Raw genomic sequence first — 22,617 nt, forward strand, 5'->3', positions numbered from 1 at the left:
GTAGCCCGGTTACCCCTGGGCCGGCTCGGGCAGCAGCCCCAGCTGGCCCAGGAGTTCCATCTGGTCGAAGTAGGCGTGATGCGAGATGATCACGCCTGCTTCCACCGCGGCCACGTCGCAGCTCCGCACCCTGACCTGCCGTCCGGTTGGCGGCAGGGTCCCGCCGTTGGGGAGGCCCAGCTGCCCGGTGTTCGTGCCCAACACAAAGCCCTCCACCACGGCCACGTCCCCGGCCTCATGCGTGGCTGTCCGTTCGTACCTGACGTCCGGCATGGCTTCCCAGAAGTGGAAGAAGTAGTCCGCGATCGTGTCCCGGCCGCGGATGTCGCCTTGGCCGGGAGTCCGGAGAACGGCGTCGACGGCGAAGCAGGCCGCCAGTGTCTCCCTGTCCTTTGCGTCCATGGCCGCCATCAGCCGGTCCATGACGTCGCGTGCCTGTCCCATTGCAGCCTCCATTCATAGGGGGTGCCGCTTGTACGGCATCCTTGGAGGAAAAGTACGACGGCGGCACGAGCCGCCGCGATCCCCTTTCCGGGGGTTTCGGGGTGCTTGGGAAAACCCTCCAAATTGGGGATTGCAGCACCGCCCGCCGCGCGGATACTGGAGGTATGTGGGAGGAGCGCGCGGAGCGTGCCCGGCGGGAGATCGCCGCCATGGCTGCAGGCGGGATGGACCTGGCAGACCTCTACACCGCGGCGCTCGCCGTCGTGCAGCGGGAGGTGCCGTTCGAGCAGGGGTGCTGGGCCGGCGTCGACCCCGACTCGATGGCGATGACCACCATTACCAACTGGCAGCCGTGGCCGGTGGGCGAGCGCCAGTTCGAGGAGTACTTCCTCCGGTTTGCCCAGTCCGAGTACACGGGCCAGGAGCCCAACACCTTCGTCGAGCTCCTGCGGCGCCCGCGTCCGGTCGCCAGAATCTCGGACGTGCCGCACCGGGACGTGGTCCGCAGCGTCCGCATCAATGACCTCCTTAGGCCCCTGGGCCTGGAGCACGAGCTGCGTGCCGCCTTCCGGGTGGACGAGGCGTGCTGGGGAGTGGGCAGCATCTTCCGGGAAGGCGGCCGCGACTTCACGGACCGGGAGGTGGAGTTCCTCAGTGCAGTGACCGCCACCCTGGCTGCGGCGACCCGGGCTGTTGTCCGCGTGGCGCACCCAACGGGACCAGCCGCCGTCGGGCCCGTCATTGTCCTGGCAGGGCTGCACGGCGACCTGCGCGCGGCCACGCCCGCCGCCGCCTCCTGGCTTGCCGCGGTGGAGGATGCCGCACCCGGCCGCTTCAGCCAGACGCTCTATGCGGTGGTGGCGCAGGCGCATGCCGCAGCGTCCGGCACGGCGCGCGCCAGGATGCGCGACGCCGGGAACAACTGGGTGATGCTGCAGGCCAGCCGGCTGATTACCGGCGATGATCCGGAACAGATGGTGGTCACGGTGGAGCCCGCCACCACCCACGAGCTCGCCGGCCTGCTCCTGATGGCGTACGGCGTGACCGCCCGCGAGCGGGACGTTTGCCTGGAGGTACTGTCCGGAAACCCGACCGCGGAGATCGCCCGGCACCTGTTCATTTCCCCGCACACGGTCCACGACCACCTGAAGTCGGTCTTTGAGAAGGTGGGCGTGGGCAGCCGCGGGGAGTTGGTGGCCCGGCTCGTGGCCTGAAAGGCGGAGGGACTCCATGCATGCCGTGGCGGCTTCGATACGCAGGCACCAGCTGCCGTGGTACTTCGGCCTTGCCTTTTTCCTGTCCTGGGGCGCCATCGTAGCGGCCGTGTGGGCGGTCACTGGAGGACTGTCGCCTACACCGGAACAGTTCCAGCGCACCATCCCCGCCACGGTTCCGGCCATGCTGCTGGGGCCCGCAGTGGCCAGCCTGGTCCTGACCGGTGTCGTGTCGGGGAGGGCCGGGTACCGTGACCTCCGGGCGCGGTTGCTCACCTGGCGGGTGGAGGCGCACTGGTACCTCGTCGCCCTGCTGGTCGCGCCCGCGGCGTTGGCGGTGCCCGTGCTGGTGCTGTGGATTTCCTCCCCGAATTACGCGCCGCGGATCGTCACGGAACCGGACAGGACCGGGATCCTCGTCTTGGCGGTTGTGCTGGGACTGGTGGCCGGGCTCTTCGAAGAGATCGGCTGGACGGGGTTCGCCATCCCCAGGGCCAGGCAGCACTACAGCATTCTCTGGACGGGGGTCCTGGTGGGGGTGGCGTGGGGCGGCTGGCACTTCTTCGTGAACTACTGGGGTGGCGGCGGGACCAACGGCGGAGTGCCGCTGGCCGTCTTCATGCCGCTGTGGGTTGCCGCGGTCCTCTTCGGGCAATTGACTGCCTACCGGGTGCTCATGGTCTGGGTCTACGACCATACCGGGAGCATCCTGGTCGCGGCGCTGATGCACGCCAGCCTGACGGCCTTCCAGTTCATCCTCAACCCGCTGACACCCGGAATCCCCCAGCAGGTCTACCCGTGGGGGCAGGCGGCATCGATGTGGCTGCTGGTTGCCGCCGTGGCACTGACGCACCGGGGCGAGATGGCGGGTCCGCGGCGGTTCCTGCCCATTCACGTCCGGTCACTGCACAAGCCCCGGCGGAGGCGGAGGTAGGCTACGGGGTCCTGCGGACGTTGTCCTCTGCAAGGATCTGCTCGCGGAGGATGTCCGCGTGGCCGCAGTGCTGGGCCAGTTCGCGCAGCATGTGCAGGTAGACCCAGCGGAGCGGGACGGGCCCGCGCCGGTTGCCGGTCACTATCGCGTCCAGGCCTAGCGGGGCGGCTGCGGCCCGGGACGCGGCGCAGGCTTCCAGATGTGCTTCCCGGACAGAGGCAACAGTGTCGCCGCCGTCCAGGATGAAGGATTCGTCCGGAGTGGCGGGAATGCCGATCTCGCTCCGCGGGCGGCCAGTGAAGGCCTCATCGAACCACACCTTCTCCACGAAGGCAGCGTGCTTAACCAGCCCCAGCAGCGTGGTGCGGGAGGGGACAAGCCGGCGCCTGGCCTGCTCTTCGGTCAGGCCGTCCAGGCACTCATTGAGCGCTGCCCGGTGCTCGTCCAGGAAGAACTCGAACTGCACGCGCTCGGGCTCATTGATGACGTAGTCCATCGAATGGGAGTGGGATGCCATACGCAGACCCTAGCAAGCAAGCAGGCTAGTCGGGCTTGCGCGCGGTGGCCGGTAGGTGCTGTGCGGGATCGAAGCGGTCAAAGGACGAGGCGCCGATCACGAATATGCCGCGCTGGGGGATCCAAAAGTCACCCAACCGTGACTGGATTTGCAATGGCTGCGGCAGGCCGAGGTCCTTGCCGCCCAGGGTTGCGGTACTGCGGGAGATGAACCACATGCGCCGGGGTTTGGCCCGGAAGCCTTGGTGGTTGGGTACGCTGCCGGTCAGGCCGAGGTGTCCGGCGCTGAGCATGGGGCCTGCGGCCGAACCCATGGTTTTCAGGAAGGCCTTGTTCGACAGGATCTTATGGGGGAGCGCTGTCATGACCGCGCTCATGGCAGCGGTCAGCGGCGTTGCTCCGAGTTCCACATCCCAGGCGAGGTCCACGTCCTGGCCGATCGTCACCGTGAAGGAAGTGTCGCCTGTCCAGTCGACGCCTACATCGCACTGCACGGCCTCCTTCAGCGCGGCACCGAAGTAGCGGGCGCAGGAAACGTCCGGGGCTGCGTCCGCGTAGATGGTCCACGAACCCGAGGGCCGGCGCAGCCAGACCGAGGTGTAGTCGGGCCCCACGCTGGTCACGGGAAGCGGCGCATGGCCAGGACGTGGGCTGTGCTGAAGGTCAGGCCCGTCACGCCGTACCCTGAGAACCGCTCCTCGTCGCCGGGCGTGAGCGTGGCGTGGTGTTCTGCTGCAAGGGCCTGGGTCCGGATGGTCTTCATGGCTTTCGCCTCCGCGTGGATGGGTGGCCTGAGTTTACGCCGGGCCTCCAGCAGCCACAACGGATTCCAGCCGGAACTGGCTGCGGATCCTCTGCTGCTGCTGCGCCGGCGTTACTTCATGGCACCCGTGAGCATGCCCCCCACGTAGTACTTCTGGAGCAGGACGTAGATGACGATGCAGGGGACGATGGTCACAGCCACCCCGGCCTGCAATGCTCCCCAGTCCAACGTCCCAAAGGTGCCGCTGGAAAGCACGTTCAAGGCAACGGGAAGCGTGTACTTGGACTGGTCCGTCATGAGGATCAGCGCTGCGAAGAACTCGTTCCAGGAGGCGAAGAAGGTGAAAAGCGCAGTGCTGATGACCCCGGGAATGGCCACTGGAAGCAGTACCCGGACCATCGCCCTCAGCACCCCGCACCCGTCCACCAACGCAGCTTCCTCGATGCTGGTGGGGAGCGCGGCAAATGAGTTTCGCATCAGGAAGATGCCGAACGGCAGGTTGAAGGTGGTGTAGACGAGCATCAGGCCCAGGAGGTTGTTCGTGAGGCCGATCTGGTGCAGCACCAGGTACAGCGGGGTGATGACGGCCTGGAACGGGATCATAAAGGTGGCCAGCGTGGCGAAGAACAGCAGGTTGCTTCCCCTGAACCGGAGCCTGGCGAAGCCGTAGCCGGCCAGGGTGCTCAGCACGATGGTCAGGAGCGTGGCGCCGATGGAGACCAGCACGCTGTTGCCCAGCTGCTGGATGAAGCCGGCACCGCCGTTCTCATTGCTGAACAGCTTGGCGAAGTTCCCCCACGAGAAGGTTCCGGGGAACAGGGTGGGTGGCGCGGCAGCGGCCTCCGCGGGAGATTTGATCGACTGGGAGACCACCACCCAGAACGGATAGAGGAACAGGGCCGCGAGGCTGATGTTGATGATCCACCAGGCTGCGCGGGGCACCGGGCGGAGGGTTGACTGCAAGGTAGTCATGGAGGGGTCCATTTCCGACGTGGTGGACTAGTTGTGATCAGAGTTGCGGAGGATGAGCATCTGGATGGCGCTGACGATGGCCAGAACGATCATCAGCAGGGCCGAGAGCGCGGCGCCGTAGCCGAGCTGGAAGCCCTGGAAGGAAACGCGGTAGATGTGGTACACCGCGGTGATGGTCTGGTTCGCTGGACCACCGCTGGTCATGATGTAGAACTGGTCGAAGGCCAGCAGGGAACCGGCCACCGAGAAGACGAGCACCAAGGCAAGGGTGGGCCGCAGGAGCGGCAGGATGATGTAGCGGAACACCTGCGTCCGGCTGGCACCGTCGATCCTGGCCGCTTCCTCGAGCTCCACCGGAATGGACTGCAGGCCTGAGTTCAGCAGCAGCATCTGCATTCCCGCAACCTTCCAAACCACCATCGCGCAAACGATGCCGAGAGCAGTGGTGAAGGTGCCGAACCAGTTGTCCGAGTGCGAGGCCAGCCCGTTGCGGGTCAGCAGATCCAGCATGGGACCGATATTGGGTTGGGCCATGAAGAGCCACAGGTAGCCTGCAGCGGCGAAACCGACCACCACGGGCAGGAAGTAGATGGACTGGAATACCTTGGATGCCTTTCCGGGGCGTCGGATCAGGAGTGCCAGCGCGATTCCGATGACCAGCAGCAGGGGAGTCATGATCAGCGTGTAAAGAAGGGTGAACCCGGCTGCCCGCAGGAAGTCCTGGTCCTGGAATGCGGCCGTGTAGTTGCCCAGGCCGATGAAGCTGATCTTTCCCAGCAACGGCCAGCGGTTCAGTGACATCCACAGCATCAGGACCACGGGCAGGAAGAAAAAGACAGTGAGGAGGATCAGCGCGGGAGCGACCACGGCTGCGCCCAGCCGGCTTCGCCCGCTCGAAAGGGTCTGCCGGCGGCGCTGGGGGCGTGGAGCCAGCGACGGGCGGTTTGGACGGCCGGGCCGCGCAGTCAGGGTGGTGTTGTGTGCCAAGGTGGGTCTCCTTTAGGACAAGACGGGTGCTGCCGCGGCCTGCGGCAGCACCCGTGGAATGTCATGGTCCGGTCTGGATAATCTGCTGGGCGGACTGCTGCGCTTTCTGCTGTGCGGCCTGCACGTCGCCGCCGCCGAAAACGGCTTCGTTGATCATCGTGGCCCACGGCCCGTTGTTGTCGTTGAACAACTTGTTTTCCACCACGCTGTACGGGGTCTTTCCGGTTTCCAGCGCTTTGCTGAAGATCTGGTTGCGCGGGTCAGCTGAGGCGTAGACGCTCTTGACGAGGTCAGTCCTGACCGGAACGATTGAGTTCTTGGCCAGCAGGGTCTGGGCTTCGTCGCCGGTGGCCCACTTGACGAAGTCCCATGCGGCAGGCTTGTTCTTGGACCCGGTAGTGACCGCGATGTTGTCCCCGCCCGCGAACGAGGCGGACCCGCCGTTTTCGCCGGGGATGGGGGCGATGCCGTAGTCGATTTTCTTGTCCGTGTTCAGGGTTTGGGTGAAGAAGGCCCCGAGCACCACCATGCCGACTTTCCCGCCTTGGAACAGGGCGGGCTGGGCTGTGCCGGAGTCGGTTTTGGCCGCCTCAGGCATCACGCCGGCGTCGTGCATCTGCTTGTAAAACGTCAGTGCCTTGGTCACCTCGGGGGAGTCGAGCTTAGCGGTTTTGCCGTCAGCGGACAGCACGTCGCCGCCGCTGGCCCAGACGCTGGGGGTGAACTCGAAAATGTTGCAGCCGCCGCACTGTCCGGCCATGGTGAAGCCGTAGGTGTCCGGGCCCAATGCGCGGATCTTCTTGGCGGCGTTGAGGATCTCGTCGTAGTTGGCCGGCGGCTTGGCGGGATCCAGGCCTGCCTTTTGGAAGAGTTCCTTGTTGTAGAACAGCACGGACGCTTCGGCCGTAAAGGGCAGGGCGTAGGTTTTGTCCTCCCAGGTGGCGAGGCGGGCATGGGACGGGCTGAGCTTGTCCTTGTATGGCAGCTTCGATGCCTCGTCGGTAATGTCCTGCAGGACGCCGGTGGAGGCGAAATAGGGCAGGTATACCAGGTCAATCGATGCCACGTCCGGCCCGGATCCGCCGGCGGTGGCGGTGCCGAATTTTTGTACAAAGTTCCCGCTGGGCACGATGGTGACCTGGACCTGAGCCTTGTGCGACTTGTTGTACGCGTCGGCGAGGATGTCCATGAACCCTTTCTGCGAATCGCGTGCCCAGAGTGTGATGGTCCCGCTTGGTTCCTGGCCCGAGGACTCCAGGGAGTCCGAGCCGGAAGACCCGCCGCAGCCGGTGGCGGTGAGTGTGAGGGATGCTGCGAGCGCCAGTGCTGCAGCGAGTTTTGTCCGTTTCATTTGCCGTTCCTTTTCAAGGGATGTGTCGGAGGTGCAGCTAGGCGACGGGGATCCAGACCCGCATGGCGGCCGGGCCGCGGTTGGCCCAGCGGTAGTACGGAATTGCGGTAAGCGTGACGGGGTGGTGTTCCCCTGTGCCCGCACCGGCGGTGCTGTAAAGGGACTGCTGCGCTGGGGGACGGGCGACGCCCCTCGCCTTCAGGAGCGTGTGCACGCCTGGGATGTCCCCGTCGGTCACTACCTCGACTGGCGCCGAAGCATCGATCGCAAGATCTTCGAGCACGATGCCGTCCGGCTGGTCATGCTGCTCAAGGCAGTAAACGATGGGCCCGCGGACCAGTGCGACTGTGCCGCGGACGGCATCCACTCGGGGGTGAGCGCTAACACGCTGCACGGGCATAGGCAACGTCAGCAGGACCGCCGTGCTGCCTTCCCAGTTGCGGTGCAGCCGCAGGTAGCCGGACGCGTCGGGGGTGGCTGCCGTACGCACCCCGTCAATCGTGACCTCCGGTTCCTTGCACCAGGCCGGGATCCGTATCGAGAGAGTCCATTCGCCCGAGGGTGCCGTGACTGCGATGCCCACTGTTTCGTCCCATGGATATTCGGTCGTCGTGGCAACCTTTACCTCGCCGCCAAAAAGCTCACCCGAGGCGCGTACCTCTCCGTCGTGGAGCAGCTGAAGCTGCAACCCGGATTCATCCTGTGTGGCCAGGTAATGGTGGAGGGAAGCCACCAGGCGTGCGAGGTTCGGCGGGCAGCAGGCGCACGCGTACCAGGACAGGCGCTCGGACGGGGCGTCCTCAGTGGAGCCGTCATGGCCGGTGCGAAGCTGCAGCGGATTGGAGTAGAAGAAGCTGTTGCCCTCAATGGAGGTTGAAGCGGCGATGCCGTTGTAAAGCGCCCGCTCCATCTCATCGGCATATTTTCCGTTGCCGGTGGCGAGCAGCAGGCGCCAGCTGAAGTGCAGGCTGGCGATGGAAGCACACGTTTCGGCATAGGCGCGGTCCGGCGGCAGCTCGTAGGCGTCGCCGAACGCTTCATCCCGGTGGCGGGATCCAAGCGCTCCCGTCAGATAGGCCTTCTGGGAGAAGACGTTCTCCCAGAGTGCCTCCGCGGCCTCCAGCAGGGACTGGTCCCCTGTTTCCAGATAGGCGTCCGCTACCCCCGTGGAGAGGTAGACCTGCCGCACTGCATGTCCGGTCGCTTCGTGGGCCGCTTTCCGGATTGGAAGGTGGTCCTGGAAATATTGGCGGCCAAACCTGTCGTCGGGCAGGATCCCGTGCCCGCGAAGTTCCAGCTGCCGGACGGCGGTGTCCAGATACCGCTTGTCACCGGTCAGCCGGAAGAGTTCCACCAGCGCGGTTTCCACTTCCGGGTGTCCGTCGATCTTTTCGGCACCGCCGGGGCCGAAGGCTTCCACCACACAGTCAGCGACGCGGCGGGCCACCTCGACGATCGCTCCATCGCCGGTGGTGCGGGCCACTGCGACGGCAGCTTGCAGCAGGTGGCCGGCACTGTACAGCTCGTGGCTCCACTGCAGCTTGTCCCAGCGCTGCCCGGGTTCAACGCCCTGGACCCAGGTGTTCAGGTAGCCGTCCGGCTCCTGTACCTTGGCCAGCAGCTCACCCATGGCCGCCAGGTACTCCTCCCATTGCGGGTCCGCCCGGCGTCCTGCCTCCCAGCCCACCGCCTCCAGCGTCTTGTACAGGTCCGTGTCCTGGAACCAGAAGCCGCGGAACGCCGCGTCACTTTCACCCACCAGGCGCCGGAAGTTGTCGAGGGCACCGCTTGATTCCACATTCGCTATGCAGTGGGGAATGGTGGCGGTTCGGTTCAGCTCCTGCCAGCTGCCCAGATGCCCCTCCGGGCTCAGCCGAACGGAATCAAAGGCGAGCGGGCGCAGTGCGTAATGACCGGAGGCTGTTGCCCCGACGGGTCCTGCCGCCGTCCCGTTGCCGGCGCCCTGTCCTGCCGCCGGTGCCGTCATGTCGTGAACAGATGTCATCAATGACCTCTTCCTAGTCTGAATTGAAGGGGGATGGGACAGAATCCGGAAAGCCGAAAAGGAAAATCAGGAAATCGTCTTCCGAGGCCCGACTCTAAGTGACCTGCGTCTCACCTGTCAACGGCTTCTGATAGGATTCACAAGGATTACAAGCGTTGATGCAAGCGAAGCTGCTTGTAGTTCCGCATCAGGAGGGGAAGGTATGTCGGAAAATAGTTTCCGTAATTCCGGCATAGCGGCAGTAGCCGCGCTGGCGGGGGTTTCAACCGGGACGGTGTCGAAGGCCCTGAACGGCACGGGACAGTTGCGGGAATCGACGCGGCTGCGGGTCCGTGCGGCCGCGGAGGAGGTCGGATGGCTGCCCAATGGCGCAGCCCGGAGCATCCGCAGCGGCAGGACCTACACGGTAGGGGTTATTACCACCGACAGCTATGGGCGCTTCAGCATTCCGATACTGCGCGGCGTCGAGGATGCGCTCGGCCTGGGCGAAATGCTCTGCTTCCTCTGCGACAGCAGGGACGATCCCATCCGGGAGCAGCACTATGTGCGCACGCTCCTGGCACGCCAGGTCGACGGGATTATCGCCGTCGGCCGCAAAGTGGATCCGCGGACCCCGCTCGCGGAGAACCTGCCAGTACCGGTCATTTACGCCTTCGCGCCGTCCACTGATCCCCAGGATTGCTCCGTCACCGCTGATGAGCGTGGCGGCGCCCGCCGTGCCGTTGACCATCTGGTCAAGACCGGCAGGCGCCGCATCGCCCACATCACTGGGCTGGAAAACCATGCGTCCGCGAAGATGCGGGCGGAGGGCTTTCTTGCCGCCATGGCCAGCCAGGGACTGGAGCCGGTAGGGGATGTCTGGTATGGAAGCTGGAGCGAGGAATGGGGCCACAACGGGGTCCGCGCCCTGCTGGCAAACCACCCCGACGTGGACGCCATCTTCTGCGGCAGCGACCAGATTGCCCGCGGTGCCGCCTATGAACTTGAGCGGCACGGCCGGTCGATCCCCGACGACGTGGCGTTGATTGGCGTTGACAACTGGTCGCCGTTTACCGACGGGTACCGGCCGCATCTTTCCAGCGTGGACCTGAACCTTTCCACCATCGGCCGCCGCGCGGGTGAAGCGTTGCTGTCAGTGCTGGACGGTTTGCCCCGTCCTGGAATCCAGATCGTAGACTGCGACCTCATCGTGCGGGAATCCTCCGGTCCGCGGAGCTGACCGGCCCGCCGCCAGCCGCGTGTCCCCAAACAGGCGTCGGCTGCAGACGCGGTCCGTCATTTCCGCTCCTCCGGCGGCTGCCGGTGCCGGTGATGGAGCTCGTAGTGGTCGAAGACATCCGAGGAGGTGTCTCCCACGTGGCCGAACTTCCCGCGCAGCACCTCGGCCAGGTCATCCAGCGCGGCGTAGAGCATCCTGCCGGCAAACCGGAGTTCCGGGTTGTCGCTGCCCTGGGCCTCGGAGGCGAGCCCATAGGCGTAGGCAAGGGTTGCCGGAAGCGAACCCCGCTGCTCCACCTCGTGAAAGTAATAAGTCTCGTTGAAGGACCGGAGATCGATGCTCACGGAGGCCACGTTCTCCGCCATCGATTCCAGCAGCCCCGCTGCATGGCGGGGTTCAAGGGAGGCGATGCCGGAGGGTCCAGCCGCTTCCCGGAACAGGTTCAGCTGGTGGGCAAGCGCCCGGCGCCGGCTCAGCGCGGGGTAGGTCTGCAGGATCCAGGAAACCGTGGCGGTCAGCAGGCCAAAACCCGCAACGGCCTGGAAGGCCATCACCAGCCGAAGGACCGGGTGGATGGCCACGATTTCGCCGAACCCCGCGGTGGAAAGGGCCACCAGCGAAATGTAGAGCGCCTCGGCAAAGTCGGCCTGCCGGGGAATGTCGGCTGAGTAGGAGAAGCCGCCCGGCAGGTGCGGAAGGTACAGCAGCGCCCAGCCCACCGCGGCCAGGGCAGCCCACGCCGCGATGACGGCAGCCATGGCCAGCGGCGCGGCCACGGAGGAGGCCCCGCCCCGGACTTTCCTTGAGACCCGCCAGAACACCCGCATAATGGTCCGGCCCACCGGACCCGAGCCATGCGGGTACAGCAGCGTCAGGAAGACGTCGGCGATCATCAGCAGGATCAGCGCTGCGCCCACCGCTGTGAAAAGCACGCCTTCGATGTCCATGCCTCATCTTAAGTGCGGGGGATGGCACGCCGGACGCCGGTGCGCTGGCTAGGCTGGCGCCATGGACTTTCGACTTCGCCAGGCCACGCCGGAGGATGCCGAGGCGGTGGTGCTCATGCAGACGCTGGCGCACGAGGAATGCTACCCGCACCTGCTCTCGGCCGACTTCTTTGAGCGGCGCAGGGCCACCATCCCGGAACGGGTGGCGCGGCGGCGTGAATTCCTGGCCAGGGATGAGCCGCGGATCCTCGCCTTCGACGCCGACAACCAGCTGGTGGGCTACGCGGATGCCGGCCCCGGCCGGGAGGACGATGCCCCCGAGGCGCTGGAGCTCTACGCCATTTACACACTCCGGCGCACCTACGGGACGGGGCTGGGCGCAGCCTTGGTGAGCGCTGCTGTCGGATCCGGCCCGGCCTACCTGTGGGTGCTGGAGAACAATCCCCGGGCCTTGGCCTTTTACCGGAAGCTGGGCTTCCGGCCGGACGGCAAGCGCAATACCCTGCCGCCGGAATGGGAGGCGCTGCCCGAGTTCCGGCTGGTGCGGCGGGCGCAGCCCTAGCGGCTGGCCGCGTCAGGAGCAGCGTACGACGGCGGGACGCCCCGTCAGTGCCACAGGTGCGGTTGAGCCCGCGGGCAGTGAGGACGTTCGGCCTGGGTGCCAGGCAGGCCGGCCGGGCCGGGGTCAGAGCGCGGCGGCGAGGCTGCGGCCCACCGTGAGGCCGGTAAAGATGCAGCCGCCCAGGAAGGTACCTTCGAGGGCGTTGCAGCCGTGGGCGCCCCCGCCGCCGAACCCGGCCGCCTCGCCGGCGGCATAGAGGCCCGGGATGGGGGCGGCGTCGTGTCCCAGTGCCTGGCCTGACAGGTTGGTCTGGATCCCGCCGAGGGTTTTCCGCGTGACCACATGCAGCCGCACCGCGATCAGCGGCCCGGCCTTCGGGTCCAGGATCCGGTGCGGTTTCACCGTCCGGAAGAGCCGGTCGCCCAGGAAGCGGCGGCTGTTGCGGATGCCCGCCACCTGGGCGTCCTTGGAGTAGGGGTTCCGGACCTCGGCGTCGCGCTCCTCGATCTGCCGCCGCACGTGTGCGTAGTCCAGCAGCGGCTCGTCCGTCAGCCCGTTCATCCCGCGGACCAGGTCCGCCAGGTTGTCCGCCACCACGAAGTCCGCTCCGTGCTCCTTGAATGCCTCGATGGGGGCACCGGCGCCGGCACCCAGCCGGGTCCGGAGCAGCAACTTGAGGTCGCGGTTGGTGATGTCCGGGTTCTGCTCGGATCCGGAGAGGGCGAACTCCTTCTCGATAATGCGCTGGTTGAGGATGAACCAGGAATGGTCATACCGCTGGATGTCGGCGGTGGTCCGCAGGAGGTTCAGGGTGCCCAGGGTGTCGTAGCCGGGCAGGCCGGGGGAGGGGAGCCGGCGGCCCAGCGCGTCGAACCACAGGGAGGACGGGCCGGGCAGGATCCGGATGGCATGGTTTGGCCAGACGGGGTTCCAGTTCTGAATGCCCTCCGTGTAGTGCCACATGCGGTCGCGGTTCACCAGCCGGACGCCGGACTGCTCTGCGATGTCCAGCATCCGGCCGTCCACGTGCTGCGGCACCCCGGTGACCATTTTCTTTGGCGGCGTGCCCAGCCGTGTGGGCCACCACCGGCGCACCTGGTCGTGGTTGCCGCCGATCCCGCCCGATGCGACCACCACCGCCTGCGCCCGCAGGTCGAAGTCGCCAACTACCTTCCGGGTCGATGACACCCCGCGCGGGGACGCGTCAGGTGCCAGTACCGAGCCCCGCACCCCGGTGACCGTGCCGCCGTCGTACGTTAAACCGTCCACCCGGTGCCGGAAGAAAAACCGGACGCTGCCTGCGGAAGCCGCCTCCCGGGCCTTGTCCGCGAACGGCCCGGACACGCCGGTACCGGTGCCCCACGGGACGTGGAAGCGGGGGACCGAGTTGCCGTGGCCGCCGGCCCTGCCGTCACCGCGCTCGGCCCAGCCCACCAGCGGCGTGAACCGGATGCCCTGCTGGTGCAGCCACTTGCGCTTCTCGCCGGCGGCGAACTCCACGTACGCGCGGCCCCACTGCCGCGCCCACTCATCCTCGGGAAGGTGGCCGGACAGCCGGTCCCACTGCGCCGATCCCTGCCAGTCCTGCCATGCCAGTTCGAAGGAATCCTTCACGCCCAGGCGGCGCTGCATGGGCGTGTCCACCAGGAAGAGCCCGCCCAGGGACCAGAACGCCTGTCCGCCCAGGTTGGCCTCATTCTCCTGCTCCACGATGGCCACACGCTTGCCCGCCCGGACCAGCTCGTTGCAGGCCACCAGCCCGGCCAGCCCGCCGCCGATGATGATGACGTCCGCGTCCATGCGATCCCTGCCCCGTTGTTGGTAAGTGAGAGTCCAGCATCAACCTACAGCAGGTTTGAAGCTCTCTCTTTCAAGGTTGGTGGGAGAATGGAGCCGGGACATCTGTCACGGCGCCGGCCCGGTTCCGGCAGGTCCCGCCAGCAATTCAGGAGGGGATCCTGATGGACCCCACCACATTGGTTGTCATCGTCGTGGTCATCCTGCTGCTCATCGTCGCGCGGATGGCTGTCCGGATTGTGCGCCAGTTCGAGAAGGGCGTGCTCTTCCGGCTTGGCAGGGTGGTCGGTGTGAGGGAGCCCGGCCTGCAGCTGATCATCCCGGTGATCGACCGGCTGCAGCTGGTCAGCCTGCGGATCGTCACCATGCCCATCCAGTCCCAGGGCATCATCACCCAGGACAACGTCAGCGTGGACGTCTCAGCCGTGGCGTACTACCGCGTGGTGGACGCCGTGAAGTCGGTCGTCGCCATCGAGAACGTGGCCGCGGCCATCGACCAGATCGCCCAGACCACGCTGCGGAAAGTTGTAGGCCAGCACACCCTGGACCAGACCTTGTCGGAGACCGCGCGGATCAACGCTGATATCCGCCAAATCCTGGATGTGCTCACGGTCGAGTGGGGCGTCGAAGTCACGCTGGTGGAGCTGAAGGACATCCAGCTGCCCGAGAGCATGAAGCGCGCCATGGCCAAGCAGGCGGAGGCGGAACGCGAGAAGAGGGCTAAGATCATCGCCGCCGAAGGTGAAGCCATCGCCGCAGGCGCCCTCGGCGACGCCTCCGACACCATGATGGCCCACCCGCTGGCACTGCAGCTCCGCAACCTGCAGTCCCTGGTGGAGATCGGCGTGGATAAGAACACCACGGTGGTCTTCCCTGCCCCGCTGATGAGCACCATTAGCGAACTGTCCGCCTTCCTGGCCCGGGAAGGCCAGGCGGCATCCGCAGGCAGCACGTCACCCATCAAGGCGGCCTGACCACCGCCGTCATGCCGCTCGGCACAAAAAACCCGCCGTTCGGCGCGCCAACAGTACGTTTGCTGATGATTTGCATCATGATTGCCGAAGGCAACGGGCCGGGCTAAACCAAGGCCTTTGGCCTCTGGCCCGATCAGACATTGACGTCTTCCACAAGCAAAGGGAATCAAACCATGGGCTTCCTGGACCGTGACCACTCCATCGCCCCGCCGGGCTTCAACCGCTGGCTGGTGCCGCCCGCCGCGCTCGCCGTCCACCTGTGCATCGGGCAGGCGTACGCCACCAGCGTGTACAAGACCGCGCTGGTCAAGCACTTCGGTGCCAGCCTGACCGAGGTCGGCGTGATCTTCTCGATCGCCATCGTGATGCTGGGGCTCTCCGCCGCTGTCATGGGTACCTGGGTGGACCGGAATGGGCCGCGCATGGCCATGTTCACCTCCGCGATGTTCTGGGTAGGCGGCTTCCTGATCGGCTCGCTGGGCATCTTCACCCGCCAGCTCTGGCTGGTGTACCTGGGCTACGGCGTGGTGGGCGGCATCGGCCTGGGCATCGGCTACATCTCGCCGGTGTCCACGCTGATCAAGTGGTTCCCGGACCGTCCCGGCCTGGCCACCGGCATGGCGATCATGGGCTTCGGCGGCGGCGCGCTGATCGCCAGCCCGGTATCCCAGGCCCTGCTCAAGGCGTACGATCCCAACTCCGGCGCGCAGGGCTGGGTGGCCAGCGGCGATGCCGTAGGCAAGCTCTTCCTGACCCTCGCCGCCGTCTACCTCGTGTACATGCTCTTCGGCGCGTTCACCATCCGGGTGCCCGCGGAGGGATGGCGGCCCGCCGGGTTCGACCCCGCCAAGGTCAAGGCGGCAAAACTGGTAACCACCGAGAACGTATCCGCCAAGAACGCCATCAAGACCCCGCAGTTCTGGCTGGTATGGGTGGCGCTGTTCTGCAACGTCACCGCCGGCATCGGCATCCTGGAGCAGGCAGCGCCCATGATCCAGGACTTCTTCCGCCAGTCCGACGGCAAGTCCCTGGTCACCGCCGCCGTAGCGGCAGGTTTCGTGGGCCTGCTGTCCATCGGCAACATGACCGGCCGCTTCGCCTGGTCCGCCACGTCCGACGTCACCGGCCGCAAGCGGATCTACATGATGTACCTGGGCGTCGGTGCGGTGCTGTACATCATCCTGGCGCTGGCCGGCTCCACCACCACCATCCTGTACGTGGCACTGGCGTTCGTCATTATCTCCTTCTACGGCGGCGGCTTCGCTACCGCCCCGGCCTACCTGCGGGACCTCTTCGGCACCTTCCAGGTGGGCGCCATCCACGGCCGGCTGCTCACCGCATGGTCCGCCGCGGGCGTTGCCGGGCCGCTGATCGTCAACTCGATCCTGGACGCGCAAGGCAAGCCGGGCCAGCTGAACGCCGCGTCCTACCAGCCCGCGCTGCTGACCATGGTGGCGCTGCTGGTCATCGGCTTCATCGCCAACCTGCTGGTCAAACCAGTCGACGCACGATTCCACGAATCCCGCCCCGAGCGGCACACATCATCCATGGAGGCCTGACATGAGCAGCACTGCACACACCCCCGACGCCCAGCCCGTCAAGCGGTCCACCGGCAGGCTGGTCCTGGGCTGGGTCCTGGTGGGGATCCCGCTGGCCTACGGCGTTTTCCAGACGCTGACGCAGGTGGCTGCGCTGTTCGGATAGCCCGCCAAGCTTGCCTGGCACATCACACTGGCCCAGTTTTCAGGGACAACGTCCGCGGGACCGTTGAGTTACCGCGGTTCGGCCCTGAAAACTGGGCCAGTTTGTGCGTATGGCCCCATCAGGCAGCCGCAGGTTTCGTAGTCCGCCGGCGCAGGACCGTTGCGGTCACCCACGTGACCAGGCTGCAGGCCGCCGCGCCCCAGAGGATGTCCGTCACGGCCACCAGCGCGGTGAAGTCCTTCAGCACGGCGAACCCGGTCAGCGCCCAGGTGGCGTAGGTGAAGAACCCGAACAACGCGGCACCCGTGACCCGCTGCCGCAGCGAGACATCCGCAGCGTTGGGCCGGACGCCGTAGTGCACGATCCCGGCCACGAAGATGGCGTAGAACAGCACAGCGCCCAGCAGGTTGGCCTTGGGCGCCAGCAGCCCGCCGATCTGGCTCTGGTACAGCGGGTTGGCCACCAGCAGGATCCACGCGACGTCCAGCACGGCGAAGATCAGGGCCGTGACAAAGTAGGCGGTCAGCCAGTTCCTGGTGCGGGGGCTCATGCTCTGCTCCTTGCGTCGGTGTAGAGGTTTTCCACGAAGTGGCGGGCGCGATCGGTGAAGACGGCTCGTTTGAGCTTCATGGTGGGGGTGACCATGCCGTGGGACTCGCTGAGGTCGGCCAGCAGCAGCACGAATTTGCGCACCTGTTCCGACCGGGCCAGCCGGGCGTTCGCGGCAGTGACCACTTTGCCCACCATCCCCAGCAGCCGCTCATCCTCAACCTGGACCGCACTGCCGTCCTCGGGGATCCGCAGCCCGGCGAGGTCGGCGATGCCTTCGCGCTGGGCCCAGGCTGCCACGGACTCGAGGTCCAGCAGCACCAGCCCGCCCAGGTAGGGCTTGCCCTCGCCCACCATGACGGCGTGTGCCACCAGCGGATCGCCCTCCACCAGGCCTTCCCAGATGGCGGGGGCCACGGTCTTGCCGCCGGCGGTGACGATCACGTCCTTGATCCGGCCCTTGAGCGTGAGCTGGCCGTCCGGGTCCAGCGACCCCAGGTCGCCGGTGCGGAAGAACCCGTCCACGAAAGCATTGGCATTGTCGGACGCACGGCGGTAGCCGGCGAAGACGCCCACCCCGCGGGCCAGCACCTCGCCCTGCTCCGAGATCCGCACGGTGGTGCCGGGCATCGGTACACCGACCGACCCGGAGCGGATGGCGCCGGGCAGGTTGCCGGTGAGCGGGGCGGTGGTTTCGGTGAGTCCGTAGCCTTCGATGACCGGCAGGCCCAGGCCGCGGAAGAACAGGGAGAGTTCGGCGTCCAACGCCCCGGCGCCTGAGAGCAGGCAGTCCAGCCGGCCACCCACCAGCGCGCGGAGGCGGGCGTAGAAAAGCCGGTCGAACAGGGCCCGCCGCGCACGCAACCCAAGTGCGGGACGCAGGGAGGCGTCGGCGTCGTGCGCTTCCGCGAACCTGCCCCACTCCACGGCCGTGCGCTGCGCCAACGCCCACACCCGCCCGAGGTTCTTCCGGGCGGCCGCGGCGGCAGCGGAGGCCTGGATCTTCTGCAGGACGCGGGGCACCACCACCAGGAATGTGGGTCGAAGTGCGCCGAGGGCGGGGACCACGTCACGGGGGTCGGACAGGTGGGCGATGCGCATGCCGTTGGCCAGGCAGATCAGCTGCAGGCCGCGGGCCAGGACGTGCGCCATGGGCAGGAAGATGATGGTGTTGCCGCCCTCGCGGACCACGCTGGTGTAGGCGGCGCCCACGTTGAGGATCTGGCCCACGAAGTTGCGGTGCGTGATCAGGGCACCCTTTGGGGCCGCAGTGGTGCCGGAGGTGTAGACGATGGTGGCCACCGAATCGAGGTCGTGCAGCAGGCGGCGTTCCTCCACGTCGCCGTCCGGCACGTCCGCGCCGCGCTGGACCAGGGCTGCCAGGTCGGCGCCCGGTCGGGGATCCATGGTCCAGACGCCCAGGTGCGCCATGCCCGCACCGGCGAATCCCTGTTCCAGCAGGGAGGCATGCGCGGCGGTGCCGGCGATGGCCAGCCGGACGGCGGCATCTTCCAGGACGGCGGTCACCTGCGGCTGGGCGGAGGTTTCGTAGATGGGAACCACGACGGCGGCGGCGAACCAGGCTGCCATGTCCGCCACCGCCCATTCGTACCGGGTGGGGGACATGATGGCCACCGGGTCGCCGGGCTCCAGGCCGGCGGCGATCAGGCCCTTGGCCAGGGCCCGGACCTCGTCCACGAACTGCCCCGTGGTCACCTGCCGCCAGGGGTCGGTGACGGGGGCCCCGCCTGCCCGGACCTCGAAGGCGATGTGGTCCGGGGAGGTGCGGAAGCGCTGCATCAGCAAGTCCGTGGCGTTCCGGTGTCCGGAAAGGTCGGCCAGCGGCGGGGAGGTGAACTCTCTCAAGGGGTGTCCTTCTCGGAAAGGGAGTGCAGGTGGTCCTGCATGAGATTCAGCGCAACGTTGAGGAAGTCTTCGACGGCGTCCTGCCGGGCGCGGGGGAGAGCTTCGATGTGCTGGTTGGTGGCGTCCATGAGGGGGCGCATCAGGCCCATGATGTCCTTGGTGGCGGCGGGGGTGGCGTTGACGTGCACGTGCCGCCGGTCCTCCTCCGATCGGAGCCGTTCGGCGTAGCCGCGCGCTTCCAACCGGCCCACGATGGCGGTGGTGGTGGCAGCGGTGGCGCCCAGTTTTTCGGCAAGCGTGCCCACGGTGACCGGGCCGGACTGGGCCAGCGCCGAGAGGGCGCGGTAGTCGGTGAGGTTCAGCTGCAGGCAGCGGGCCACTTCCCGCTCGGTTTCGTTGGCGAGGTCGAACAAAGCCTGCAGCGCGAACGCGGCGGGGTGGTACGGCGGAGTCATGGTTCCTCCTCAGCAGGCTTATAGTAGTTATTGTCCTCTAGTCATCAAATTTATTTGAATACAAGAAAGACTAGCAGGAGTATTTGGGACCGACCGTGCAGCAGCGCGCGGCCGGCCAGGGGAAAGGAACCTGTCCGTGAACGACAAGAGCCGCAAGGCCCTCATCAGTACCGTTATCGCCGTGGTGGTGGCGGTGCTCATCGCCCTCGCAGGAAGCCAGGGCGGCTCCAGGATCGGCGGGTTGCCCGTCTTCGCTATGGGAGTTGCCATCGCGTTCGTGATCCAGTGGCTGGTGTTCATCCCGTCCTTCAAGGCGCAGACGGAGAAGTTCTACGATCTCACCGGCGCCCTGACGTACATCTCCATCACGGTGTTCCTGGTAGCGGCGTCCCCGGGGGTGGACGCGCGCGGGATGCTGCTGGCGGCCATGGTGGTGCTGTGGGCCGCGCGGCTGGGCAGCTTTCTATTCCTGCGGATCCGCAAGCACGGCAAGGACGACCGGTTCGATGAGCTCAAGCCCGACTTTTTCCGCTTCCTGAACACGTGGACCATCCAGGGCCTGTGGGTGGTCCTCACCGCGGCACTCGCGTGGGTGGCCATCACCTCGGACCAGAAGGTGGGCCTGGACTGGTTCTTCTGGGTGGGCCTGCTGGTGTGGGCTGTTGGCATCACCATCGAAACCGTGGCGGACCTGCAGAAGACCCGCTTCAAGGACGATCCCGCCAACAAGGGCCGCTTCATCAGCGCCGGCCTGTGGTCCAAGTCCCGCCACCCCAACTACTTCGGTGAGATCACCCTGTGGGTGGGCGTAGCCATCATCGCCCTGCCCGTACTGCAGGGCTGGCAATGGGCGGCGCTGGTCTCCCCGGTGTTCGTGGCCCTGCTGCTGATCAAGGGCAGCGGGGTGCCGCCCCTGGAGAAGAAGGCGGACAGGAAGTGGGGCGGCCAGGCCGACTACGAGGCGTACAAGAAGAACACGCCGGTGCTGGTGCCAAAACTGAAGTAGGGCTTGCCCAAGCAGGGATCGACGACGGCGGCCTCCGGAACCGGGTGCCGCCGTCGCCCGTTGTTCAGGTACGATTTAACCCATCAAGGGGAGTACTCCCGACTGTGCATGGCCCGTCAATACGGATGCAGCGAAGCATCCCGGGCCAGCGGCTCCGGTTCCACCGGGCGGAGGAGACCTTGGCGTACATATCAGCGCCAACCCCTTTGGAGTACCCACATGCAGGTCACACCGCTCATCTGGATCATCACCATTGCCGTGACAATCCTGTTCTTCGTTTACGAGTTCTTCGCCCACGTCCGCAAACCCCACGAACCGTCCATTGGCGAGTCCGCCCGCTGGTCGGCGTTCTACATCGGGCTTGCGCTGGTGTTCGGCGTCGGGATCGGCGTGGTCTCGGGCTGGACGTTCGGTGGCGAGTACTTCGCCGGCTACCTCACCGAGAAGGCACTCTCGGTGGACAACCTGTTCGTCTTCCTCATCGTGATGACAGGGTTCGCCGTGCCCAAGAAGTACCAGCAGAAGGTGCTGATGGTGGGCATCATCATCGCCCTCATCCTGCGCGGCGGGTTTATCGCCATCGGCGCCACGCTGATCGAGAACTTTTCCTGGGTGTTCTACATCTTCGGTGCCCTGCTGCTCTTCCTCGCATACAAGCAGGCGTTCGGCGGCCACGACGCCAACCCGGCCGACGGCAAGTTCATGAAACTGGTCCGGCGCGTCCTGCCGGTCACCCCGGAGTACCACCGGGACCGGCTCACCGTGAACCTGGACGGCAAGCGCTACGTGACGCCCATGCTGCTCACCATCATCGCCATCGGCTTCGTGGACCTGGTCTTCGCCGTCGACTCGATCCCCGCGATCTACGGCCTGACCAGCGAAGCGTACATCGTCTTCACCGCCAACGCCTTCGCCCTGATGGGTCTGCGGCAGCTGTTCTTCCTCATCGGCGGACTGCTGGAACGGCTGGTCTACCTGGCCCAGGGGCTGGCCGTGATCCTCGCGTTCATCGGCGTGAAGCTGCTCTTCCACGCCCTGCACGTCAACGAGCTGCCCTTTATCAACGGCGGCCAGCCGCTCCTCTGGGTGCCAGAAATTCCCATCTGGCTCTCGCTGCTCTTCATCGGCGCAACCATCCTCGTTGCCACGGTGGCCAGCCTGGCCAAGACCCGCGGCGGGCTCGGCGGCGGCGGGGCCGCGCACGGTGAGGTGACACAGGAGGACGCGGATTCCACGGCGGGCACGCCCCGCTAGCCGGCGGGCTGGCTGTCCGGCCGGACGGACGACGGCGGCACTCGGGTTGGGTGCCGCCGTCGGCGTCTCCTGAACTGGTCAGGGGTCGCACGAAAGGGTGACTAGTCGTGCATGCGGAGGACCACTTCATAGGAGCGGACGCAGAGTGAGATGTTGAGGTTCTCATGCACTGTCCCGAAGGCACAGTCCGGGTTGGCGAATGTCTTGAGGCTGTAGCCGGTCGAAGCACGCAGGTCGTCCACGGTGACCTGCACCGGGGTCGACCAGGTCCTGCCCAGGCTGTGGCAGGGGTTCTCCAGCGGGATACATCCGGGATCGTTCTTCGGATCGCTTGCCGCAGTCACCTCCCAGCCGTCTCCGGTGGGGATTCCATCCGCGATGGAGACCATCTCCTCGATCCGTGCCGTTTCACGGCCCGGACCTCCGTTGATCATCGGCATCAGCGATACCACCATGATTCCAATGCAGAGCACCACGATGGCCGCTCCGCCCACCACCCATGGCCACACCTTGTGCTTTTTCGGCGGCATTCCGTACGCCTGCATCCAGTCCCTTCCTGCTTGTGACATCAGCTGCGCCCTGTCCTGCGTTTTCTGGACACCCTGGTGACGAGGGCGATCAGCCCTATGCCTGTCGCCACGAGGGTCAGGACCGTTCCAACTCCGCGCAGGGTTACTCCGCCGCTTTCAAAGCCCAGCACCACGGCGCGGGATGGCTGCTGGCTGTCATAGGCCACGGTGACGGAGTCGCCGACCGTCGGGTGCTGGTCGTGGTCGACGCTTGCCGACACAACGTGCTCAATCCCGTCCAAGGAGGTGTAGCGGACTTTGATGTCCCGGTTGGAGGCGCGCTGGGTGTCATTGAAGTCCGTGACGGTGCCGGCGCTCTGCACCCCGGTGCGGGCCAGTTCGGCATCAGCATCGATCATGACGGTCCCCGCCACCATCAGGCCGGGACCGACGAGCAATACGATCAGGACCACCGCCAAAGTGCCAAGGCGGCCTCTGCGTCTTTTCGCTGGTCTCATTATGGGTGCTCCCGGTGTGCTCACACCGGCCATTCTGCCCCAAGTCCAGTGCGGCGAAGCGAAATCCCGCC

24 protein-coding genes are annotated in these 22,617 nt (G+C 66.4%); 9 read left to right on the forward strand and 15 right to left on the reverse strand.

Annotated elements, in window-relative coordinates:
- Positions 1-9 precede the first annotated feature (9 nt).
- Positions 10-444: a nuclear transport factor 2 family protein gene (locus ACIGJD_RS04780; protein WP_286402388.1), complete on the reverse strand. Its 435-nt coding sequence runs from the start codon at positions 442-444 to the stop codon at positions 10-12.
- Between the two features lie 164 nt (positions 445-608).
- Here ACIGJD_RS04780 and ACIGJD_RS04785 point away from each other — a divergent pair, with 164 nt between their 5' ends.
- Together ACIGJD_RS04785 and ACIGJD_RS04790 are read left to right on the forward strand one after the other, a co-directional pair.
- Entirely contained in the window at positions 609-1,658 is a 1,050-nt protein-coding gene (locus ACIGJD_RS04785; protein ID WP_483688525.1) for a helix-turn-helix transcriptional regulator, read from the forward strand.
- A gap of 25 nt (positions 1,659-1,683) precedes the next feature.
- Positions 1,684-2,592, forward strand: coding sequence for a lysostaphin resistance A-like protein (locus tag ACIGJD_RS04790; protein ID WP_483688526.1), 909 nt, complete (start codon positions 1,684-1,686; stop codon positions 2,590-2,592).
- A 1-nt stretch (position 2,593) separates the two neighbouring features.
- Here ACIGJD_RS04790 and ACIGJD_RS04795 read toward each other — a convergent pair whose 3' ends face one another.
- The 7 genes from ACIGJD_RS04795 to ACIGJD_RS04825 form a co-directional block, all read right to left on the reverse strand.
- A complete protein-coding gene (locus ACIGJD_RS04795; RefSeq protein WP_483688527.1) occupies positions 2,594-3,109 on the reverse strand; it encodes a DinB family protein in 516 nt (171 codons plus the stop codon).
- A gap of 25 nt (positions 3,110-3,134) precedes the next feature.
- Positions 3,135-3,731 carry a hypothetical protein gene (locus tag ACIGJD_RS04800; protein ID WP_483688528.1) on the reverse strand — a complete coding sequence of 199 codons (597 nt, stop codon included), beginning with the start codon at positions 3,729-3,731 and terminating at the stop codon, positions 3,135-3,137.
- The gene (locus ACIGJD_RS04805; protein WP_483688529.1) at positions 3,728-3,871 is read right to left on the reverse strand and encodes a hypothetical protein; all 144 of its coding nucleotides are present in this window, start codon (positions 3,869-3,871) and stop codon (positions 3,728-3,730) included. Before ACIGJD_RS04805 ends, ACIGJD_RS04800 begins: the two co-directional genes overlap by 4 nt.
- A 111-nt stretch (positions 3,872-3,982) precedes the next feature.
- Positions 3,983-4,843 (reverse strand): carbohydrate ABC transporter permease, encoded by an 861-nt coding sequence (locus ACIGJD_RS04810; protein ID WP_483688530.1) that lies wholly within the window; start codon positions 4,841-4,843, stop codon positions 3,983-3,985.
- Between the two features lie 27 nt (positions 4,844-4,870).
- Positions 4,871-5,830 (reverse strand): carbohydrate ABC transporter permease, encoded by a 960-nt coding sequence (locus tag ACIGJD_RS04815; RefSeq protein WP_483688531.1) that lies wholly within the window; start codon positions 5,828-5,830, stop codon positions 4,871-4,873.
- Between the two features lie 61 nt (positions 5,831-5,891).
- Complete coding sequence (locus tag ACIGJD_RS04820; RefSeq protein ID WP_483688532.1) at positions 5,892-7,181, reverse strand: ABC transporter substrate-binding protein; 1,290 nt, start codon at positions 7,179-7,181, stop codon at positions 5,892-5,894.
- A gap of 37 nt (positions 7,182-7,218) precedes the next feature.
- The gene (locus ACIGJD_RS04825; RefSeq protein ID WP_483688533.1) at positions 7,219-9,186 is read right to left on the reverse strand and encodes a glycoside hydrolase family 127 protein; all 1,968 of its coding nucleotides are present in this window, start codon (positions 9,184-9,186) and stop codon (positions 7,219-7,221) included.
- Positions 9,187-9,388: 202 nt separating this feature from the next.
- Between ACIGJD_RS04825 and ACIGJD_RS04830 the strand changes: the two genes are divergently transcribed.
- Entirely contained in the window at positions 9,389-10,405 is a 1,017-nt protein-coding gene (locus ACIGJD_RS04830) for a LacI family DNA-binding transcriptional regulator (protein WP_483688534.1), read from the forward strand.
- Positions 10,406-10,461: 56 nt separating this feature from the next.
- Here the strand turns inward: ACIGJD_RS04830 and ACIGJD_RS04835 are convergent, their stop codons facing one another.
- Positions 10,462-11,352: a potassium channel family protein gene (locus ACIGJD_RS04835; protein WP_483688535.1), complete on the reverse strand. Its 891-nt coding sequence runs from the start codon at positions 11,350-11,352 to the stop codon at positions 10,462-10,464.
- Positions 11,353-11,413: 61 nt separating this feature from the next.
- On the opposite strand from ACIGJD_RS04835, the gene ACIGJD_RS04840 reads away from it, so the two are divergent.
- Positions 11,414-11,914, forward strand: coding sequence for an N-acetyltransferase family protein (locus tag ACIGJD_RS04840; RefSeq protein WP_483688536.1), 501 nt, complete (start codon positions 11,414-11,416; stop codon positions 11,912-11,914).
- Positions 11,915-12,037: 123 nt separating this feature from the next.
- Here ACIGJD_RS04840 and ACIGJD_RS04845 read toward each other — a convergent pair whose 3' ends face one another.
- On the reverse strand, positions 12,038-13,714 hold the full coding sequence (locus ACIGJD_RS04845; RefSeq protein ID WP_483688537.1) for an FAD-binding dehydrogenase: 1,677 nt from the start codon (positions 13,712-13,714) through the stop codon (positions 12,038-12,040).
- A 161-nt stretch (positions 13,715-13,875) separates the two neighbouring features.
- On the opposite strand from ACIGJD_RS04845, the gene ACIGJD_RS04850 reads away from it, so the two are divergent.
- From ACIGJD_RS04850 to ACIGJD_RS04860, 3 genes are all read left to right on the forward strand, one after another.
- Positions 13,876-14,685 (forward strand): slipin family protein, encoded by an 810-nt coding sequence (locus tag ACIGJD_RS04850; RefSeq protein ID WP_483688538.1) that lies wholly within the window; start codon positions 13,876-13,878, stop codon positions 14,683-14,685.
- 173 nt (positions 14,686-14,858) lie between these two features.
- On the forward strand, positions 14,859-16,244 hold the full coding sequence (locus ACIGJD_RS04855) for an OFA family MFS transporter (RefSeq protein WP_483688539.1): 1,386 nt from the start codon (positions 14,859-14,861) through the stop codon (positions 16,242-16,244).
- Between the two features lies 1 nt (position 16,245).
- A complete protein-coding gene (locus tag ACIGJD_RS04860; protein ID WP_200830612.1) occupies positions 16,246-16,389 on the forward strand; it encodes an MFS transporter small subunit in 144 nt (47 codons plus the stop codon).
- A gap of 118 nt (positions 16,390-16,507) precedes the next feature.
- Here ACIGJD_RS04860 and ACIGJD_RS04865 read toward each other — a convergent pair whose 3' ends face one another.
- From ACIGJD_RS04865 to ACIGJD_RS04875, 3 genes are read right to left on the reverse strand one after another with little or no spacing between them, the layout of a single operon-like run.
- Entirely contained in the window at positions 16,508-16,939 is a 432-nt protein-coding gene (locus ACIGJD_RS04865) for a DUF2177 family protein (RefSeq protein ID WP_483688540.1), read from the reverse strand.
- Positions 16,936-18,804, reverse strand: coding sequence for an AMP-dependent synthetase/ligase (locus tag ACIGJD_RS04870; protein ID WP_483688541.1), 1,869 nt, complete (start codon positions 18,802-18,804; stop codon positions 16,936-16,938). The genes ACIGJD_RS04865 and ACIGJD_RS04870 overlap by 4 nt, the downstream gene beginning before the upstream one ends.
- The gene (locus tag ACIGJD_RS04875) at positions 18,801-19,259 is read right to left on the reverse strand and encodes a MarR family winged helix-turn-helix transcriptional regulator (protein WP_483688542.1); all 459 of its coding nucleotides are present in this window, start codon (positions 19,257-19,259) and stop codon (positions 18,801-18,803) included. The genes ACIGJD_RS04870 and ACIGJD_RS04875 overlap by 4 nt, the downstream gene beginning before the upstream one ends.
- A 136-nt stretch (positions 19,260-19,395) precedes the next feature.
- Between ACIGJD_RS04875 and ACIGJD_RS04880 the strand changes: the two genes are divergently transcribed.
- Both ACIGJD_RS04880 and ACIGJD_RS04885 read left to right on the forward strand, forming a co-directional pair.
- The gene (locus ACIGJD_RS04880) at positions 19,396-20,265 is read left to right on the forward strand and encodes a DUF1295 domain-containing protein (RefSeq protein ID WP_483688543.1); all 870 of its coding nucleotides are present in this window, start codon (positions 19,396-19,398) and stop codon (positions 20,263-20,265) included.
- Positions 20,266-20,484: 219 nt separating this feature from the next.
- A complete protein-coding gene (locus tag ACIGJD_RS04885; protein ID WP_483688544.1) occupies positions 20,485-21,519 on the forward strand; it encodes a TerC family protein in 1,035 nt (344 codons plus the stop codon).
- Positions 21,520-21,620: 101 nt separating this feature from the next.
- Here the strand turns inward: ACIGJD_RS04885 and ACIGJD_RS04890 are convergent, their stop codons facing one another.
- Entirely contained in the window at positions 21,621-22,088 is a 468-nt protein-coding gene (locus ACIGJD_RS04890; RefSeq protein WP_483688545.1) for a hypothetical protein, read from the reverse strand.
- Positions 22,088-22,501, reverse strand: coding sequence for a DUF3592 domain-containing protein (locus ACIGJD_RS04895; protein ID WP_483688546.1), 414 nt, complete (start codon positions 22,499-22,501; stop codon positions 22,088-22,090). Before ACIGJD_RS04895 ends, ACIGJD_RS04890 begins: the two co-directional genes overlap by 1 nt.
- Positions 22,502-22,617: the final 116 nt, after the last annotated feature.

The organism is Arthrobacter sp. E1SS-5 (assembly GCF_057073715.1).

Bases quoted from the DNA above. Each gene is read 5' to 3' on its own strand.
- ACIGJD_RS04865 (WP_483688540.1), bottom strand. From the start codon at position 16,939: ATGAGCCCCCGCACCAGGAACTGGCTGACCGCCTACTTTGTCACGGCC.
- ACIGJD_RS04860 (WP_200830612.1), top strand. From the start codon at position 16,246: ATGAGCAGCACTGCACACACCCCCGACGCCCAGCCCGTCAAGCGGTCC.
- ACIGJD_RS04840 (WP_483688536.1), top strand. From the start codon at position 11,414: ATGGACTTTCGACTTCGCCAGGCCACGCCGGAGGATGCCGAGGCGGTG.
- ACIGJD_RS04855 (WP_483688539.1), top strand. From the start codon at position 14,859: ATGGGCTTCCTGGACCGTGACCACTCCATCGCCCCGCCGGGCTTCAAC.
- ACIGJD_RS04780 (WP_286402388.1), bottom strand. From the start codon at position 444: ATGGGACAGGCACGCGACGTCATGGACCGGCTGATGGCGGCCATGGAC.
- ACIGJD_RS04835 (WP_483688535.1), bottom strand. From the start codon at position 11,352: ATGGACATCGAAGGCGTGCTTTTCACAGCGGTGGGCGCAGCGCTGATC.
- ACIGJD_RS04785 (WP_483688525.1), top strand. From the start codon at position 609: ATGTGGGAGGAGCGCGCGGAGCGTGCCCGGCGGGAGATCGCCGCCATG.
- ACIGJD_RS04885 (WP_483688544.1), top strand. From the start codon at position 20,485: ATGCAGGTCACACCGCTCATCTGGATCATCACCATTGCCGTGACAATC.
- ACIGJD_RS04875 (WP_483688542.1), bottom strand. From the start codon at position 19,259: ATGACTCCGCCGTACCACCCCGCCGCGTTCGCGCTGCAGGCTTTGTTC.
- ACIGJD_RS04890 (WP_483688545.1), bottom strand. From the start codon at position 22,088: ATGTCACAAGCAGGAAGGGACTGGATGCAGGCGTACGGAATGCCGCCG.
- ACIGJD_RS04830 (WP_483688534.1), top strand. From the start codon at position 9,389: ATGTCGGAAAATAGTTTCCGTAATTCCGGCATAGCGGCAGTAGCCGCG.
- ACIGJD_RS04810 (WP_483688530.1), bottom strand. From the start codon at position 4,843: ATGACTACCTTGCAGTCAACCCTCCGCCCGGTGCCCCGCGCAGCCTGG.
- ACIGJD_RS04845 (WP_483688537.1), bottom strand. From the start codon at position 13,714: ATGGACGCGGACGTCATCATCATCGGCGGCGGGCTGGCCGGGCTGGTG.
- ACIGJD_RS04795 (WP_483688527.1), bottom strand. From the start codon at position 3,109: ATGGCATCCCACTCCCATTCGATGGACTACGTCATCAATGAGCCCGAG.
- ACIGJD_RS04805 (WP_483688529.1), bottom strand. From the start codon at position 3,871: ATGAAGACCATCCGGACCCAGGCCCTTGCAGCAGAACACCACGCCACG.
- ACIGJD_RS04850 (WP_483688538.1), top strand. From the start codon at position 13,876: ATGGACCCCACCACATTGGTTGTCATCGTCGTGGTCATCCTGCTGCTC.
- ACIGJD_RS04825 (WP_483688533.1), bottom strand. From the start codon at position 9,186: ATGACATCTGTTCACGACATGACGGCACCGGCGGCAGGACAGGGCGCC.
- ACIGJD_RS04820 (WP_483688532.1), bottom strand. From the start codon at position 7,181: ATGAAACGGACAAAACTCGCTGCAGCACTGGCGCTCGCAGCATCCCTC.